Consider the following 15,937-nt stretch of genomic DNA (forward strand, 5'->3'; position numbering starts at 1 on the left):
TCGGGGCCGCGGTCCGATCGGATGGGTCCGGATCGGAACTTCCTTCCCAGACGACGGATGCCGCCCTCCCTGAGGGGGAAGACGGCATCCGGTGCGGTGCGACGTCAGCTGACGAAGATCGCGGTGTCGTAGGCGAAGTCCGGGCTGACCTCGATCTGCAGGTCGTCGACGTCCTGGACGGCGAACGCGATCGAGAAGGTGTGCGACTTGCCGGGCAGGATGGTCCCCGACCCGCCGTTGTCGACGCCGTCGTCGTAGATCTTGACGGCATCGCGTCCGGCCGAGCTGACCTCGGTGTAGATGTACGAGCCTTCGAGGTTCTCGGTGGTGCCGTTGGTGACGGTGACCTCGAACGTCACGGCGGTCCCGTCCTCGGTGGCGTAGCTGGAGTACTCGCCGGGCGTGAAGGCCTCGGGCGCGGTCACGGAGACCTCGAGGCCGTCGGTGTACATGAACGTGTCGCTGAACCCGGCGACACTGCTCGACCCGGCACCCGCGTCCGCCGCCTCCTCCGCGGGCGCGTCCTCGGCGGCGGGCTCGTCCACGGCGATGTCGTCAGCGGCCGTCGTGTCCTCGGTGGCGATGTCGTCGGCCGGGACGTCGAGCTGCTCCGAGAGCGCCGCGTCGAGCTCGGCGAACGCGGCACTCTGGGAGTCGACCTCGGTGCTGATCGCGGAGGCGACCAGCACGTTCAGGACGACGGCGACGAGGATCGCGAGGCTCGAGAGCGCTATCCCCACGATCGCGAGGACCTTGCCGCCGAACTTCACCAGCGCGAGGATCCCGAAGACGATGCCGACGAGCGCGATCACGATCGACACGAAGTTCACGAACGGGATCCAGCAGCCCAGGAACGCGGCGATCCCGAGGGCGAGCGCCGTGATGGCGAAACCGTTCTTCTCCTTGTTCGGCCGCGCTGCCGCAGGGCCTCCGTAGGGCGCCTGGTTGAAGGGAGGGGGCGACGGCGGACCGCCGTACTGCGGACCCTGGACCCCGGGTGCCTTCGACGGTTCGGCCTGGGCCACGGGCGTCGTGTACGGGCTGTTGTCCGTCGGCGCGGCCGGCGCCGGGTTGCCCTCACCGCCGGAGGGACTCGGGGGTGTCGGGGCGTCGTAGGGCGTCGACATGGGTGTCCTTAGGGGCAGTACGGGTAGGTGTCGGTTCACCACCCAACCAGCAGCGCATCGGGCGCTTCGCCGAGTGCCCGGGTTATCCACAGGCGCGTTTCAGAATCACCCCCGACCGGCACACACGTACCGATTTCTCGCGTAGCGTTCCCCTCATCACCCCTTCGTCCTCCGGAGCAGCACATGTCGTCGCCCGCACCCACCCCGGCGCCCGAGTCGTCGCCCGAGCGACCCGCGGGCACGACGACGCAGCGCCGCCGCATCCCGGGCGTCGCCTGGGCCGTGATCGCGGTCATCGTGGGCCTGCTGGCACTCGTGCTCGCGGCACAGTTCCTCGAGGGGGACGACGCGTCGGCCGACACCGCCGTCGAGACCACGAACTCCGGCGGGACCACGGAATCCGGCGAGACCGCCGCCACGCCGGACGGGACGACGTCGGACGCCGAGGACGGTGCCGCAGCCACCGCCGCCGAGGGACCGCGCGAGGGTGAGCTCCCCATCGTGCGCCGCGACGCCGACGACCCGATGGCGATCGGGTCGGTCGACGCGCCGGTCGTGCTCGTCGAGTGGATCGACTTCCGCTGCCCGTTCTGCGCCGTCTACTCGACCGAGATCCTGCCGACCATCGAGGACGAGTACGTCGCGAGCGGGCAGGTCCGCGTCGAGATCAACGACGTGTCGTTCTTCGGCGACGAGTCCGAGGACGCCGCCGTCGCGGCCCGTGCGGCGGGCGAGCAGGGCAAGTACCTCGAGTACATGACCGTCGTCTTCGACAACGCCCCCAGCAGCGGGCACCCGGACATGCCGGCCGAGAAGCTGATCGGGTTCGCCGAGGACGCGGGCGTGCCGGACATCGAGCAGTTCACCGCCGACCTCGACCGCGAGGACCTGCACGCCGCCGTCCAGGAGTCGACCGCCACCGCCCAGCAGCTCGGCGTCAGCGCCGTGCCGTTCTTCGCGATCGGGACCGAGTCGATCTCCGGGGCCCAGCCCGTCGACGTCTTCCGCCAGTTCATCGACGCCCGCCTCCCCGAGGCCTCCTGACGTGGACCTCGGGCTTCTCGGGGCGTTCCTCGGCGGTGTCCTGACACTGCTGAGCCCGTGCTCCGTGATGCTCCTACCCGCGTTCTTCTCCTACGCGTTCACCGACCCGCGCACCATCGTCGAGCGCACCGGGGTGTTCTACCTCGGCCTGATCACCACGCTGGTGCCCCTCGGCGTCCTCGCCGGGTCGCTCGGGGCGCTGGTGAACCGCTACCGGACCGACGTCGTCACCGTCGCCTCCGTCGTCGTGATCCTCCTGGGGCTGCTGATGCTGCTCGGGGTCCAGGTGCCGGGGTTGCGGCGCGGGGTCTCGACAGGCTCGACCACCGCGACAGGCTCGACCACCGGGGTCGGGGTCTCGACAGGCTCGACAGGCTCGACCACCGCGACAGGCGCCAACACCTCGACGTTCGCGGTCTACGCGCTCGGCACCGTCTACGGGCTCGCGGGTGTCTGCGCGGGCCCGCTGCTCGGCGCGGCTCTCACGTTCGCGGCCCTCGGCGGGAGCGCCCTGTACGGCGGCGTCGTGCTGCTGGTGTTCGCCGCGGGGATGGCGCTGCCGCTCCTGCTGCTCGCCCTGCTGTGGGGGCGGCTGCCGTTCGTCCGCCGGCTGGTGCGCCCGCGGGAGATCTCGGTCGGCCCGTGGCGCAACACGTGGACGGGCGTGGTCGGCGGGGTCCTGACGATCGCCGTCGGGGTGCTGCTGCTGCTCACCGAGGGCACGGCGACGCTCGGCGGAGTGCTGGGCGCGCCTCAGCAGTTCCGGCTCGAGAGCTGGGTGATGGAGACGACCGGGTCCGTGCCCGACGTCGCGGTGATCGTCGTGGTCGCGGTCCTCGCCGCGGGGGCGTGGTGGCTCCTGCGACGGCGACGCCGACTACGTGCCGGCCAGGCGTCGTCGGACGCCCTCTCCTCCGACTGACTCCACGAGATCCCGCGGCCCCACCAGGACGAGCAGCGAGCGGGCGCGCGACATGCCCGTGTAGAGGATCTGGCGCGCCCGATCCATGTCACGGATCCCGTTGACGGCGAGCACGACGACCGGCCGCTCCAGCCCCTTGAACCCGAGCACGTGCCCGTAGAAGACGTCCTCGGCGGCGAAGAACTGGTCCCAGTACGACTCGTACCCGCCGACCTCGACCTCGTTGACCTGGGCCGGGTGCCGGCGCCCGGTCGCGAGGAGCGCGATCTGCCCGGGCTCCCAGTGGTCCTCGAGCAGCAGGTCGATGCACGTGTCGGCGGTCGCGATCGCCTGCTCCGCGGGCACGTCGATCATGCGCACGGGCGGGCCGTCGAGCCCGCGTGGCCGGACCAGGCGGTCCGACATCGAGGAGAAGGTCTGGGCGATCTGCTTGGTGGAGCGCAGGTTCTCGAGCAGCGGGAACGGCGGCAGGTTGATCGGGGCCTCGCCGTCGCGCGGGAAGACGCGCTGGGCCTCGTCCATGAAGACGAAGACGCCGCCGCCGTCCGGGTCGCGCAGGCACCTCAGGAGCGAGGGCCACCAGAGGTTGCCGAAGTCCTGCGCCTCGTCCACGACGACGGAGTCGAACTTCTCCTCCGGCGTCCGGGCGTCCGCGAGCTCACCCAGGGCGAGGGGAAGCTGGCGCTCCCAGTAGTCGGGGTCGTCGTCGGCGCCGCCCTCGGCACCCCACTCGACGGGCAGGTCGTGGAACAGGCCGACGAAGGCCGGTCGCTCGCGACGCGGCCAGGTGTCGACCGTGCGCTGGAGGTACCGACCCAGCCCGCGGGAGTAGCACAGCAGCGCGACGCGCTCGCCGGCGCGGACCAGCCGCCGCGCCTTCTCGAGCGCCAGCCACGTCTTGCCGCTGCCGGCGCCGCCCACGATGCACGTGCGGCGCTGCTGCTCGAGCACGTCCAGGATCGTCGCCTGCTCGCTCGTGAGCTGGTCGGCATGACTGGCGTGCATCGCGGCGGCCACCAGGTGCTCCACCTGGCTGGGAAAGCCCCGGGCGAGGTGCTCGACGAGCAGCTCCGCGTCGGACGGCGGCAGCCCGCTGTGCCCGTGCCCGTGCTGCTCGATCGCCTTCTTCACGCGTGCGACGACGGCCGCACCGTTGTCGACCTCGGTGCGGTCGACCAGCATCGCCCGCGGCAGGTCGAGCGTGCCCCAGGTGTCCGGGACGGCGACGTGCGGGAACGCGACCAGGTGCACCGTCCGCAGGTCCGCGACGTCGAACCCGGCCTCCCAGAGTCCGTCCGTCAGCAGGTGCCGTGCACGCTGGATCTGCCCGACCGGGTCGATGCGCCGTTCGGCGCCCCCGCCCGACTGGATCCACTCGCCGTCGCGCCGCGTGACGTGCCCGCCCTTGACCTCGATCACCGCGATCCCGACCTCTGGCCAGGCGACGACCAGGTCGATCTCGCCCTCGTCGTCGTCGATCTGGAGGGGGACGTGGGCGAACAGCAGGACGTCGTCCGGCAGGTTCTCCTTCAGTGCTCGCCAGACCGCGAGCTCCGCACCGTTGTCGTGCGGGAACTTCGGTGCGGGCGGGTACAGGCGAGCCATGTGTCATGTGTACCGGATCCGACAGACGTCGGTGATCTCCCGCGCCCGCACGCGGCACTGTCGGGCGGATCGGCTACGGTCGCGGTATGCCGCTGCGCCCTGATGCCATCGCCGTCGCCACCCCGCGCGGGCCTGCGGTCCCGCCGACGGTGGGCGGCGCTCCCGGGTCCGTCGTCGGCCTGCCGGGGGCAACGCTCGTTCCGCTGTGGCACGGCGACGGGCGGTACACCGTGCACCCGTTCGCCACGCCCGACGACGCCGCCCGCCTCGCCGAGGTCGTGGGACGCGGGCGGCTACCCCGCCACGTGCTGCCCGACGGCGCGGTGCGCGAGATCGTCGGGGTGCGGACCGACAACGCGGGGACGGAACTCCTGCTCTCCGAGGTGGGGGACGACGTCGTCCGGCTGGGCCCCGCGTTGGAGGAACCGCCGTCGGACGTCCACTGGCCCGAGTACGTCTCGCTGATGACCGCCGTGCTACGCGACCGACTCCCCCGCGGCGAGCGCGTCGTGCTCACCTACGGCGGGTGGGCGGGGATCGACCCGCGCACGTACGTCGCCGCCGCGCAGGAGACGGCCGAGGGTGTGCCGGCGCTGACGGTGCAGGCCGTCCCCGCCCCACCGGCCAAGGACGAGACCTGGGCGAAGATCCGGATCCGACGGCTCCGGCTGGGCGTGGCCCAGGCACCCTGGGACGACGACTCCCCCGAGGGCGCCGCGGCGCTGATGCTCGCCGCGATCTCGCAGTGGTCCGCGCCGTGGACCGCCGCGATCACCGTCCTGCCCGTGGCCGGAGACCAGGCATGACACGGGCCGCGGCGTTCCACGCCGACCTGCGCGCGTGGGAGCCCCGGTCGCCCGAGCAGGCGGCGCTCCGCGACCGCTACCTCGACTTCCTCGACACTCACGGCGAGGACTCCCTGCGCCGCGACGGCGGGCCCGAGCACGTCACCGGCTCCTGCTTCGTCCTGACCCCCGATCTCACCCACGTGCTGCTCTGCTACCACCGCAAGGGACAGTTCTGGGTCCAGGTCGGCGGGCACGTCGAGGCCGACGACGCGAGCGTCGCCGACGGCGCGCTCCGGGAGGCCCGCGAGGAGAGCGGGCTCGACGTCGCCGCGTGGCGGACCCGGCCCGCCGACCTTCACCGGCACGAGCTCGGCAGTGCGTTCGGGCGGTGTACTGCGCACTGGGACGTCGGGTATGTTTCGTTCGCCCCACGCGACATGGTTCCGGCCGTGAGCGACGAGTCGGACGACGTCGCGTGGTTCGCCGTCGACGACCTGCCGGCCGGAGTCCCGCCCGACTTCCCGCAGCGTCTCGCGACGGTGCTCGACGAGGTCAGGCCGCACCTCTGAGCAGGACTGCTCGCGCGGTGGACGGTGTGTTCAACTCCGGCAGGAGACACTACGGTTCGGGGTACGGAACGCGAAGAAGGAGCGGGTGTGGCAGACGCGCACGAGGGACCTGAGGGCGACACGCCGTCGGCGAGCACCGACGACCGCTGGGCGAGCGACGTCGCCGACGCCATCGCCGGCAAGACCGTGGCCGAGGCCGACGTGCCCGCCGAGAAGATGGACCGGCTCGTCCAGATCCTCGGACGCGTCGTCGACGGCCTCGACACGTTCGACCTCGAGGCCGCAGAGCTCGACGCCGAGGCACGCATCGAGGCCGACCCGGCGCGCTGAGCCCTCCCCCGGTCACTAGGCTGACGGCATGAGCTCCCCGGCAGACCGACGCAGTTCCCACCCCGCCGATCTCGACGATGCCGCCCTGCTGGACCGAGCTGCCGGCGTCCTGCTGACACAAGCCTGCGGGGACGCCCTGGGCGTGCCGTACGAGTTCGCGATGCCACCGGCCGAGGACGAGATTCCGGTGATGCGCGGCGGGGGCCTCGGCCCGTACGAGCCCGGCGAGTGGTCGGACGACACCCAGATGGCGATCTGCATCGCGCGCGTCACCGCCCACGGACCCGGCGGGCACTGCCTCGTCGACACCGAGGGCGAGGCGCGCGGGGAGGCCCTCGACGAGATCGCCGAGGCGTTCGAGGCATGGCGGACCGGCGGCGCGAGCGACATCGGCACCCAGACCGCCACCGTTCTCCGCGACGCCGCGCACCTCGACGGGCCCGCCCACCGCCGTCTCACCACCGCCGCCCGCGCCCTGCACGGTGTGACCGGCAAGACCGCCGGGAACGGCGCACTGATGCGCACCGGCGTCGTCGGACTCGTGGCCCTCGACGACCGCACCGCCACCGCCCGCGCGGCCCGCGCCGTCGCGCACCTCACGCACGCCGACGTGCTCGCCGCCGAGTCGTGCGTGCTCTGGGGCGAGGCGATCCGCGTCGCGGTGACGGAAGAACGCCTCGACGTCCGCGCCGGCCTCGACCTGCTGCCCGCCGAACGCGCCGACATGTGGTCGGCATGGATCCACGACGCCGAGCAGGACGAGCCCACCGCCGAGCTCCGGCAGAACGGGTTCACCGTCACCGCCCTCCTCGCCGCCTGGCACGCCGTCCACACCACGCGCGACGCCGAGCACCACGTCGTCGAGGCGCTCGCCGCCGCCGTCCGGATCGGTGGCGACACCGACACGGTCGCCGCCATCGCCGGGCAGCTCCTCGGGGCGTACTACGGCGCATCGAGGGTTCCCGCCGACTGGCGAGCCGCGGTCCACGGATGGCCCGGCATGCGCGCCGACGACCTCGTGGACCTGGCCGTCCGCACGGCCCGGCACGGGCTCGAGCGCGGACCGGCGGACGGGTCCGGGTCCGCGCCGGAGTCCGACGCATGACCGCGAGCGCCCCGGTGGCGACCGACGCCCGCTGCCCGTGCTGCTCGGGCGACCTCTACGGGCTGTGCTGCGGTCCCGCGCACTCCGGGACGAGGCCCGCCCCGACGGCCGAGGCCCTGATGCGGTCACGCTTCAGCGCCTTCGCGGTCGGCGACGCCGACTATCTGCGCGCCTCCTGGCACGTGAGCACCCGTCCGGCCGACCTGGACCTCGACCCGGATCTCGAGTGGTGGCGCCTCGACATCCTCGGCACGACGGCGGGCGGCCCGTTCGACGACGCGGGCACCGTCGAGTTCGTGGCCCACTATCGCGACCCTGCCGTCGCCGGGCGCGAGGGCCGGGGGAAGATGCAGGAGCTGAGCCGGTTCGTCCGCGAAGGTGGGCGCTGGTACTACGTCGACGCAGCGGGTTGAGCGCGCCCACCGCGGGTTGAGCCTGACCACCGCGGGTTGAGCCTGTCGAAACCCGGTCTCGACCAGCTCGACCACCGGGGGGTGAGCCTGGCGACCGCGGGTTGAGCCTGTCGAAACCCGGTCTCGACCAGCTCGACCACCGGGGGGTGAGCCTGTCGACCGCGGGTTGAGCCTGTCGAAACCCGGTCTCGACAAGCTCGACCACCGGGGGGTGCGCCTGACGACCGCGGGTTGAGCCTGTCGAAACCCGGTCTCGACAAGCTCGACCACCGCGGGTTGAGCTCGACCGACAGAGGTCGAGCTAGACGACCGCGAGCTTCGCGCTCACGGCGTCGAGCCGCGCCCGCACGGGCTGCGCGTCGGCGTCGAGCGGCTCGGTCGCGTCGTAGGCACCCCGCAGCTCACGCACCTGCTCGCTGAGCGCCGACCGCACCGTGACCCGCTCGGCACAGTCCTCCATGCGCTCCACGAGCCCGATCGCGGCGTGCAGCGCGACCGGCGAGCCGAGGGCGTAGGTGCGCACGGCCACGAGCACGTCGTCGATCAGCAGCTCGACGCCCGGCCACGGCATCACGACGCGGAGCTCGCCCTCGTCGTCGAGGCATCCCCGGGCGACAGGCGCCGCCTGCACGGCACGGCACAGACCGGCGGCGAGTCCGTCGAAGGCGCTCGCTGCGGTGTACGGGTCGTTGGTCCCGGGCGAGAGCGCCCGGACCGCCATCTCGGTCAGTTGCTGGACCGCGAACCGGACGTCCTGCGTCGGGGTCCGCGCCGAGCCCAAGGCGACGGCCCCGCGGACGGCGGAGTCGACGTCGTCGTCGGCCACTCCGACCACGCGCGCCAACGGCTCGCCTGCGACGACGTGGTCGCCCGGTCCCGCCAGGACCGTGACCACCGAGTCGGCGCTCTTCGCCGCACGCCGGAGCGCCGCGACGTCGACGTACTGCACGTACCCGGCGCCGTCGGACTCGACGACGCGGCCGTCCTCGGCAGGCGGGACGGCGGCTCCGCGACCCTCGGTGTCCTCGTAGACCTGCCCGACGACGCGCACCAGCTCGTTGCGGACCGACGTCTGCAGCGTCGTGACCTGCACGCTGAGCGCGATGTGGTGGATGAAGAAGACCAGGAACGCCACGTTGAGGACCGCGAGGATCACCGCGACGTGAACGGCGACGGTGGGGACGAAGGCGCTGTCGCCATCCTGCTGGTCTCGCACGGAGAGCAGCACCACGAGCGAGTACAGGAACGTGGACGTGAAGACGGCGAGCACCAGCTGGTTGGCGCGGTCGGCCATGAAGTTGCGGACGAGCCGCGGCCCGTACGCCGAGGAGGTCGTCGCCATCACGGAGATGGTGATGGAGAACGACGTCGCGGCGACTGTCAGCACGGAGCCGGCGATCGCGGTCAGGATCGCCCGGCCCCCGCTGGCGCTGAGCTGGTCGAGCAGCGGCAGGTCCGTGAGGCCCTTCGAGACGAGGAGCCGGTCGAACGCGACGAGCAGCTGCGCGAGGACCATCGCGCTGACGCCGAGCGCGGTCGGCAAGAACCAGAACGACTCCCGGGCGCTCGCCCACCGTGCCCTCATCGCAGATCACCTGTCATGCGGCAACGGTACCCACCCGGGGCGTTCCTGCCGCATCGCCGAGGTCGACCCTGCCACGCGAGGTAGTGCCTGGCAGGGTCGACGTCGGCGGCTACGGGTCTACCTCGCGGAGCGGGTGGTCGACGCGCTCACCCGACGACGCAGCGCGAGCAGGGCGCCACCTGCCGCGACGAGCCCGCCGGCGACCAACGCCATCACGGCGGCGTCGGCACCCGTCTTCGCCAGGGCGCGCGGCTCGGCCGGTGCGGGCACGGCGGCGTCGAGCACGACGGGGGCGGCAGGTGCGGCGCTCGGCGTCGTCACGACGTCGGCCACCTCCTCTGGCAGTTCGCCACCGAGACCGTCAAGCATCAGGATCGCGCCGTCGTCGGCGACCGGCAGGTCACCCGTACACGTCTCGTCGGTGAACTGGTAGGCGAAGGCCGCGTACTCGTTCACTGTCTCGACAAGGAACTCGTCCGGTTCGTAGACCTCGTAGAGCCCGTCGACATCGCTCACCGTGCCCTCCGGGGTCAGCACCAGGAGCACCGAGAATCCGTCATCGTCCGTGTAGATCTCGTACCCGAAGGTGTCGACGTCCTCCTCCTGGAAGCCGACGTACCAGGCGTCCGCACCGTAGCCGCACGGGTCGTCCACCCAGACGAGCGGGATCGGCGCGTAGGCGACGTCGTCCTCGACGGCGGGCAGAGCCTCGGCCTCGTCTTCGCCCAGGTCCTCCTCGGTCAGGTCCTCCTCGGTGAGCTCGCCGCCAGTCCCGACGTCGCCGTCGCTCCCCACGGAACCGTCGTCGGAGCCGGCCGCGTCCCCGTCACCGTCCCCGGACCCCGACCCGGGCTCGTCGCCCTCGCCGCCGACGGTCTCCTCCTCGCCTGCGACCGCACCGGTCTCGTCGGTGGCGGCGGGCGTCCCCGTCTCGCCGTGCGACGTCTCGCCGACGAGCGGTGCGGACTCCGCGTCGCCCGCGGCGGGTTCCTCGACTCCCGGAGTCCCCGGGGCCGCGTCCCCGGCGTTGTCTGAGCCGTCGTCCGTCGAGGTCGTCGTCGATTCGACGGGTGCCTCCTCAGCGGCCGCGGCCAGGGGTGCCGAGAGCAGGAGTGCCCCGGCGACGACGCTCGAGGCAAGAATGCGTGATGTCTTCATCGTGATCCGTTCACGGCACACCACACGGCGCACCGAGGAGTGAAAGGGGCCTGAGCCCGGACAACGAGCCGCGACGGTTGCCGCGCTCTGGAGCCTCGTCGATCAGTCGATCTCTGTGCGCCTGAGCGAATAGTAGGGCAGAGCGCGCTCGCGCGGAACACCCTGGCCGCGGCACGACGCCGCGCGATGTCGCCCGCATTCCGGCGCCATAGACTCACCGGATGACGCACTCGTTCGCCTCCGACAACACCGCGCCCGTCCACCCGGAGATCCTCACCGCGCTGGCGGCAGTGAACGAGGGACACTCGCCCGCTTACGGCAGCGATCCGACGACGGCGGCCCTGGCCGAGCGCGTTGCCGCAACCTTCGGGCGCGGGGCACGGACCGCCGTCGTGCCGACCGGGACGGGGGCCAACATCCTCGCGCTGAACGCGGCGGCACCGTACGGCGGTGGTGTCGTCGTGGCCGACGTCGCGCACGTCGTCGCCGACGAGGCAGGCGCCCCGGCCCGGCACGGCCTCACCGTGCTGACGTGTCCGACGGCGGACGGCCGCCTCACCCCGAACGCGATCACCCGCTGGGCCCGCGACACCGGCAACATCCACCACGCACAGCCTGTGGTCGTCTCCATCACCCAGGCCACCGAGCTCGGGACGGTCTACTCACCCGACGACGTCGCGCGGCTCGTCGAGTCCGCGCACGCGGCCGGGATGCTCGTCCACATGGACGGCGCACGGATCGCCAACGCGGCCGTGCACCTGGGGGTCGGTCTGCGCGAGGCGGTGGGCGACGTCGACATTCTCAGCCTCGGAGGCACCAAGAACGGCGGGATGGGGGCCGAGGCCGTCGTGACGTTCCACGACGACCTCGCCTCCGCCGTCCGACACCTGCACAAGCCGAACCTGCAGCTGGCCTCGAAGCAGCGCTACCTCTCGGCGCAGCTCCTGGCACTGCTCGACGGCGACGCTGCGCTCTGGGAGCGCTGCGCGACGACGGCGAACGCCCGCGCCGCCGAGATCGCCGCGGGCCTCGCGACACCTGAGACGGCAGCCGCCGACGTCGCGGTGGTCGCGCCGGTCGAGGCGAACCTGCTGTTCGTCCGGATGCCGCAGGTGGCAGCCGACCGTGTGGCGAGCGAGCACCAGGCGTTCGGCACCCCGCACGACGACGGCACCGCCACCGTGCGCATCGTCTGCTCGTGGGACACCACCCCGGCAGACGCCTCAGCCCTCCTCGCGACGCTCCGCGAGGAGGGCTGAGGTCAGGCCGGTCAGGAGTGGCGACGTCGTAGGACGACGATCCCCACACCGATCAGCACGAGCAACCCTGCGACCGCCAGCGTCCCGATGACCGCGCTACCCGTGACGGCGAGCCCGCCGGGGCCCTCGGTCACGTTCGTCGTCGGCTCCGGGGACGGAACCGTCGTCGGACCTGTCGTCGGCTCCGGGGACGGAACCGTCGTCGGCAGCACCTCGGGCTCGAACGGGGTGAGCGTGTTGGTCACCGTCACCACCGGCAGCACCTCGGTGTCGACGATCGTGACCGGCGCCGACACCGTCGGCTCCTGCCACTCGCCCCAGGCCGACGGGGACAGCGCGTCCTCGGCCACCGCGCACTCGGCACCGACCGGAAGATCCTCGGCCACCGTCACCGTCTCACCGGCCTGCAGCTCCCAGGTGCCCGAACCGACGGACGAGTCGTCGAGCACGCACTCCCAGTCACCGGTGTAGGTGAGGTCTTCGGTCAGGAGGCCCGTCTGGTCGTCCAGCACCTTGGTGATCGCGAAGTGACCCGTGACCGGCTCTGGCTCCGGAGTCGGCGTCGGCGTCGGCGTGGTTCCGGTGAACGTGTTGGTCACCGTCACGGTCGCCAGGCCCTCCGTGCCATCCGTGACCGTCAGCGGCGAACCCGAGATCGCCGGAGCGTCCCACGTGCCACCCTCGACCTCGGCGGGAACATCCTCCTCGACCGTGCACTCGGCACCGACCGGAAGATCCTCAGCCACCGTCACCGTCTCGCCGGCTGCCACCGACCAGACACCCGAGTCGACCACACCGCCGTCGACCGTGCACTCGAACGTGCCCGTGAACTGCGACCCGGCAGGAACCACCCCACCCTCGTCGTTCAGGGTCTTCGTGATCTCGAAGCCACCGACGACCGGGGCAGGGGTCTCGACGAACGTGTTGGTCACCGAGACGCGCGCGACGTCGCTGCCGCTCTCGCCGATCACGACGGGAGAGCCGACGATGGTCGGCGCGATCCAGGTGCCGCCCTCGACGGCCGGGGCCGCGTCCTCGGTCAGGTCGCACTCGGTGCCGTACGGCAGGTCCGTGGCGACGACGGCCGTTCCGGAACCGTCGACCTCCCACGTTCCCGCGGCGATCTCCGTGCCACCGAACGTGCAGACGTAGTCACCGGAGTACGTCGTGTCGGCCGGGACGAGCCCGGAGTCCGCGTCGTCGACGATCTTGAGGACACTCAGCTGACCGAGGTTCTGCTCGAACGTGTTCGCGACGGTCACCGTCGTGAGCTCGGTCGTGTCGCTGAGCGTGACCGACACCGGCGAGATCACGGGCTCGGCCCATGTCCCGTCGGCCGTGCCGTCCGTGAAGTTCTCCTCGACGGTGCAGTTCGCGCCGAGCGGCAGCCCGTCCGCGACCGTGAGAGTCTCGTCCGCCGCGAGGGTCCACTCGCCGTCACCGACCGGTGCGTCGTTGAGCTCGCACGCCCACGTGCCGGTGAAGGTCTTGTCCGCGTCGATCGAGCCGTACTCGTCGTCGACCGTCTTGGTGATCGTGAACCCGGTCGACTCCTCGACCGTGGTCGGCACGAACGTGTTGGTCACGACGACACCGATCGCCGTCGTCCCGTCCGTGACGACGAACGGCTGCTCGGGCGTGACGACCGGGGGCGCCCACGACCCGCCGTCGACCGGCGGGGCGGTGTTCTCCTCGACGGTGCAGGTGCTGCCGACGGGGATCTCCACGTCCGGGGTGACGGACTCACCGTCGGTCAGCTCCCAGGTGCCGCTCGCCGAGGCCTCGCCGTCGAGCGTGCACTCCCAGGTGCCGGTGAAGACGGTGTCTGCCGGGACCGTGCCGCTCGGGTCCTCGACGACCTTGGTGAGCGTGATCCCGCCGGTGCAGCCCCAGCCCGTACCGTCGTCGAACGGGAATGCGTGGATCTCGGTGCCGCTCCCGGCCTGGACCAGGTCACCGCCGACGTACAGGCGACCGTTGAGGCCCGGCATCGACGTGGTCACGGTCCCCGATGTCGAGGGCACGACGACGGAGCCGACGAACTGTGCGGAACCCTCGAGGTTCAGGGTGTCCGCGTTCTCGAAGTTCCAGAGCGTGTCCGTGGCCCACTGGCCGATCGAGCTGAAGTCGAGGGGTGCGCCGTCGCCGAAGAACGAGTTGACGTTGACCGTCGTCGTCCCGCTGTCGGGCCCGATCACGTTGATCACGATCGTCGCATCAGGGTTCACGTCGACGAAGGCGATCGTCGCCGCCGTGCTGGCCGTGCCGAGAGCCTCCGGAGTCTTGTTGAGGTCGATCTCGAAGACCTGGCGGTCGGTGGTGTCCGCGCCGGTGCCCGTGAGGGTGGTCGTGCCCCACTCGCTCGAGACCGTTCCCGTGGGCTCGAGGGCGGCGTAGGCCGTCGAGGTGTCGAGGGCCGTCGAGCCGAAGCTCTCGAACGGGACGAGCGCCGCGTCGTGACCCATGCCCTCCTGCACGAGTGCCCCGGCGGTCTGGACGTTCCCGGTGTCCCACGGCGCGTCAGCCGGCGTGGGGGTGATCGTCCCGCCGACGTTGACTCCGCCACCGACGGTGTGGTGGCCGATGCCCACGTGGATGACGTTGGTGCCGACCGTCGTCAGGTCCCCGCCGACGTGCAGCATGGTCGAGCCGGGGGGCGGAGGCACCTGCGAACCGACGCCGACGACACCGATGTTGAAGAGGCCGTCGGGGTCACGGTCGAAGGTCGCGTTCCCGTTGACGACCACGACGCCCTCGGTCTCGGCCGCGCCCTCGGTCGTGTACCAGTCCCCGCCGACGTAGACGTTCACGTTCGAGTCGAACCCCGCCGGGCCGCCGTTCCCGATGTCCGGGGGCACTTCCGGGCAGTACGCGGCGCTCGAGAAGGTCTCGGGGGCCGTCGAGAGCGTCGAAGCGACCGGGGACGCCTGCGCGGCTGGCGCCGGCATCGCCACCGCCACCGTGCTCGTCGCCGCCACCAGGGCCAACACCGAGGCGGAGGCCAATCGCGCCCGCAGCCGTACCGTCCGAGACCTGTTCATCTGTGCTGTTCCTGATCCGTCGCAACCACCCTCAAACTTCGAGGCCACGACGATTGTGGGACGGAACTGGACGCGCGTTCAAGTTTCTCGTACAGGATGCGAACAAAATCACCCGGAGATATGAGAACTTAGTTCTCAAGTCCGGACAATATCTCCTCGGTGTCGAGCGAACCTCCGGTCAGGCGAACCGACGACGAAGCACGACCAACAGGCCGCCCAGGACCATCAGAGCTCCTGCGGCACCGATCAGGCCGGCGGCGCTCGCACCGGTGACCGCCAGGGATCCTCCGCCCGACGACGTCGCGTCCGCCTCGTTCGTTACCGTCACCACGGGCAGCGGGTCGATGCCGTCGACACCGAGCACGACCGCGTCGGAGATCACGGGTGTGGACCACTCGCCGTCCTGGATCGGGGCCGGGTCGTCCTCCGTGACGGAGCACTCGGCACCGACGGGCAGGTCCGCACCGAGGGTGTCGGACGACTCTCCCGCCGCGAGCTCCCACGTGCCCTCGCCGACGGTCTCGCCGTCGAGCGTGCACTCCCAGTCCCCGGTGAACGTCGTCCCGTCGGGCACGACGCCGTCCGGGTCGTCCAGCTGCTTGCGGACGGTGAAGCCCGTCGCGACGTCGTCAGCACCGGCGGTGTTGGTCACCACGGCCACCGGCAGCGGCTCGGCGCCCGCGTCGACGAGCGTCACCGTGCCGGGCAGAGACGGCTCCGACCAGGCGCCGCCCTCGATCTCGGGCAGCGGCATGTCCTCAGACACCGTGCACTCCGAGCCCACGGGCAGGCCCTCCGCGACCGTCACCGTCTCGTCCGCGGCGAGCTCCCAGGTGCCTTCGCCGACGACGCTGCCCTCGGAGGTGCACTCCCAGGTCCCGGTGAACACGACGTCGTCGCCGACCACGCCGTCGGCGTCGTTGACGACCTTGGTGATGTCGAAGCCGGTGACGACATCCTCGGCCACGACGGTGTTCGTCACCGTCACGAG

Annotated in this window: 14 protein-coding genes; 8 read left to right on the top strand and 6 right to left on the bottom strand. The window is 71.7% G+C overall.

From position 1 onward, the window contains the following. Positions 1-104: 104 nt before the first annotated feature. On the bottom strand, positions 105-1,127 hold the full coding sequence (locus tag Q343_RS0112625; RefSeq protein WP_029253924.1) for a DUF4190 domain-containing protein: 1,023 nt from the start codon (positions 1,125-1,127) through the stop codon (positions 105-107). Positions 1,128-1,310: 183 nt separating this feature from the next. Between Q343_RS0112625 and Q343_RS0112630 the strand changes: the two genes are divergently transcribed. Together Q343_RS0112630 and Q343_RS0112635 are read left to right on the top strand one after the other, a co-directional pair. After that, positions 1,311-2,171 carry a DsbA family protein gene (locus Q343_RS0112630; protein WP_052367220.1) on the top strand — a complete coding sequence of 287 codons (861 nt, stop codon included), beginning with the start codon at positions 1,311-1,313 and terminating at the stop codon, positions 2,169-2,171. Between the two features lies 1 nt (position 2,172). Next, positions 2,173-3,093 carry a cytochrome c biogenesis CcdA family protein gene (locus Q343_RS0112635; RefSeq protein WP_029253926.1) on the top strand — a complete coding sequence of 307 codons (921 nt, stop codon included), beginning with the start codon at positions 2,173-2,175 and terminating at the stop codon, positions 3,091-3,093. On the opposite strand, the gene Q343_RS0112640 is transcribed toward Q343_RS0112635, so the two are convergent. Continuing rightward, entirely contained in the window at positions 3,049-4,698 is a 1,650-nt protein-coding gene (locus tag Q343_RS0112640) for an NERD domain-containing protein (RefSeq protein ID WP_029253927.1), read from the bottom strand. The genes Q343_RS0112635 and Q343_RS0112640 overlap by 45 nt on opposite strands. A gap of 86 nt (positions 4,699-4,784) precedes the next feature. Between Q343_RS0112640 and Q343_RS0112645 the strand changes: the two genes are divergently transcribed. The 5 genes from Q343_RS0112645 to Q343_RS0112665 all read left to right on the top strand — a co-directional run bounded on the left by Q343_RS0112645 (position 4,785) and on the right by Q343_RS0112665 (position 7,903). Beyond that, the gene (locus Q343_RS0112645) at positions 4,785-5,504 is read left to right on the top strand and encodes a hypothetical protein (protein ID WP_029253928.1); all 720 of its coding nucleotides are present in this window, start codon (positions 4,785-4,787) and stop codon (positions 5,502-5,504) included. Continuing rightward, positions 5,501-6,055, top strand: coding sequence for an NUDIX hydrolase (locus Q343_RS0112650; RefSeq protein ID WP_043110093.1), 555 nt, complete (start codon positions 5,501-5,503; stop codon positions 6,053-6,055). Before Q343_RS0112645 ends, Q343_RS0112650 begins: the two co-directional genes overlap by 4 nt. Before the next feature lie 87 nt (positions 6,056-6,142). After that, positions 6,143-6,385, top strand: coding sequence for a hypothetical protein (locus Q343_RS0112655; protein ID WP_029253930.1), 243 nt, complete (start codon positions 6,143-6,145; stop codon positions 6,383-6,385). Between the two features lie 28 nt (positions 6,386-6,413). Then, positions 6,414-7,490 carry an ADP-ribosylglycohydrolase family protein gene (locus Q343_RS0112660; RefSeq protein ID WP_081829835.1) on the top strand — a complete coding sequence of 359 codons (1,077 nt, stop codon included), beginning with the start codon at positions 6,414-6,416 and terminating at the stop codon, positions 7,488-7,490. Then, positions 7,487-7,903 carry a YchJ family protein gene (locus Q343_RS0112665; protein WP_029253932.1) on the top strand — a complete coding sequence of 139 codons (417 nt, stop codon included), beginning with the start codon at positions 7,487-7,489 and terminating at the stop codon, positions 7,901-7,903. Before Q343_RS0112660 ends, Q343_RS0112665 begins: the two co-directional genes overlap by 4 nt. 301 nt (positions 7,904-8,204) lie before the next feature. Here the strand turns inward: Q343_RS0112665 and Q343_RS0112670 are convergent, their stop codons facing one another. Together Q343_RS0112670 and Q343_RS15500 are read right to left on the bottom strand one after the other, a co-directional pair. Further along, complete coding sequence (locus tag Q343_RS0112670; protein ID WP_029253933.1) at positions 8,205-9,488, bottom strand: DUF2254 domain-containing protein; 1,284 nt, start codon at positions 9,486-9,488, stop codon at positions 8,205-8,207. 117 nt (positions 9,489-9,605) lie between these two features. Continuing rightward, positions 9,606-10,646, bottom strand: a complete 1,041-nt coding sequence (locus Q343_RS15500) for an LPXTG cell wall anchor domain-containing protein (RefSeq protein ID WP_029253934.1) — start codon at positions 10,644-10,646, stop codon at positions 9,606-9,608. 221 nt (positions 10,647-10,867) lie between these two features. Between Q343_RS15500 and Q343_RS0112680 the strand changes: the two genes are divergently transcribed. After that, positions 10,868-11,905 carry a threonine aldolase family protein gene (locus Q343_RS0112680; protein ID WP_029253935.1) on the top strand — a complete coding sequence of 346 codons (1,038 nt, stop codon included), beginning with the start codon at positions 10,868-10,870 and terminating at the stop codon, positions 11,903-11,905. Between the two features lie 11 nt (positions 11,906-11,916). Here the strand turns inward: Q343_RS0112680 and Q343_RS0112685 are convergent, their stop codons facing one another. Together Q343_RS0112685 and Q343_RS0112690 are read right to left on the bottom strand one after the other, a co-directional pair. Then, on the bottom strand, positions 11,917-14,946 hold the full coding sequence (locus Q343_RS0112685; RefSeq protein WP_081829836.1) for a DUF5979 domain-containing protein: 3,030 nt from the start codon (positions 14,944-14,946) through the stop codon (positions 11,917-11,919). A gap of 178 nt (positions 14,947-15,124) precedes the next feature. Beyond that, positions 15,125-15,937, bottom strand: an 813-nt coding sequence (locus Q343_RS0112690) for a DUF5979 domain-containing protein (protein WP_029253937.1), incomplete at its 5' end; no start/stop codon positions are given.

Source organism: Paraoerskovia marina DSM 21750, assembly GCF_000701465.1.
Taxonomy (GTDB): Bacteria; Actinomycetota; Actinomycetes; order Actinomycetales; family Cellulomonadaceae; genus Paraoerskovia; species Paraoerskovia marina.

Coding starts and splice junctions, on each gene's coding strand:
- Q343_RS0112645 (WP_029253928.1), top strand. CDS start 4,785: ATGCCGCTGCGCCCTGATGCCATCGCCGTCGCCACCCCGCGCGGGCCT.
- Q343_RS0112625 (WP_029253924.1), bottom strand. CDS start 1,127: ATGTCGACGCCCTACGACGCCCCGACACCCCCGAGTCCCTCCGGCGGT.
- Q343_RS0112685 (WP_081829836.1), bottom strand. CDS start 14,946: ATGAACAGGTCTCGGACGGTACGGCTGCGGGCGCGATTGGCCTCCGCC.
- Q343_RS0112670 (WP_029253933.1), bottom strand. CDS start 9,488: ATGAGGGCACGGTGGGCGAGCGCCCGGGAGTCGTTCTGGTTCTTGCCG.
- Q343_RS0112630 (WP_052367220.1), top strand. CDS start 1,311: ATGTCGTCGCCCGCACCCACCCCGGCGCCCGAGTCGTCGCCCGAGCGA.
- Q343_RS0112640 (WP_029253927.1), bottom strand. CDS start 4,698: ATGGCTCGCCTGTACCCGCCCGCACCGAAGTTCCCGCACGACAACGGT.
- Q343_RS0112650 (WP_043110093.1), top strand. CDS start 5,501: ATGACACGGGCCGCGGCGTTCCACGCCGACCTGCGCGCGTGGGAGCCC.
- Q343_RS0112660 (WP_081829835.1), top strand. CDS start 6,414: ATGAGCTCCCCGGCAGACCGACGCAGTTCCCACCCCGCCGATCTCGAC.
- Q343_RS0112665 (WP_029253932.1), top strand. CDS start 7,487: ATGACCGCGAGCGCCCCGGTGGCGACCGACGCCCGCTGCCCGTGCTGC.
- Q343_RS15500 (WP_029253934.1), bottom strand. CDS start 10,646: ATGAAGACATCACGCATTCTTGCCTCGAGCGTCGTCGCCGGGGCACTC.
- Q343_RS0112680 (WP_029253935.1), top strand. CDS start 10,868: ATGACGCACTCGTTCGCCTCCGACAACACCGCGCCCGTCCACCCGGAG.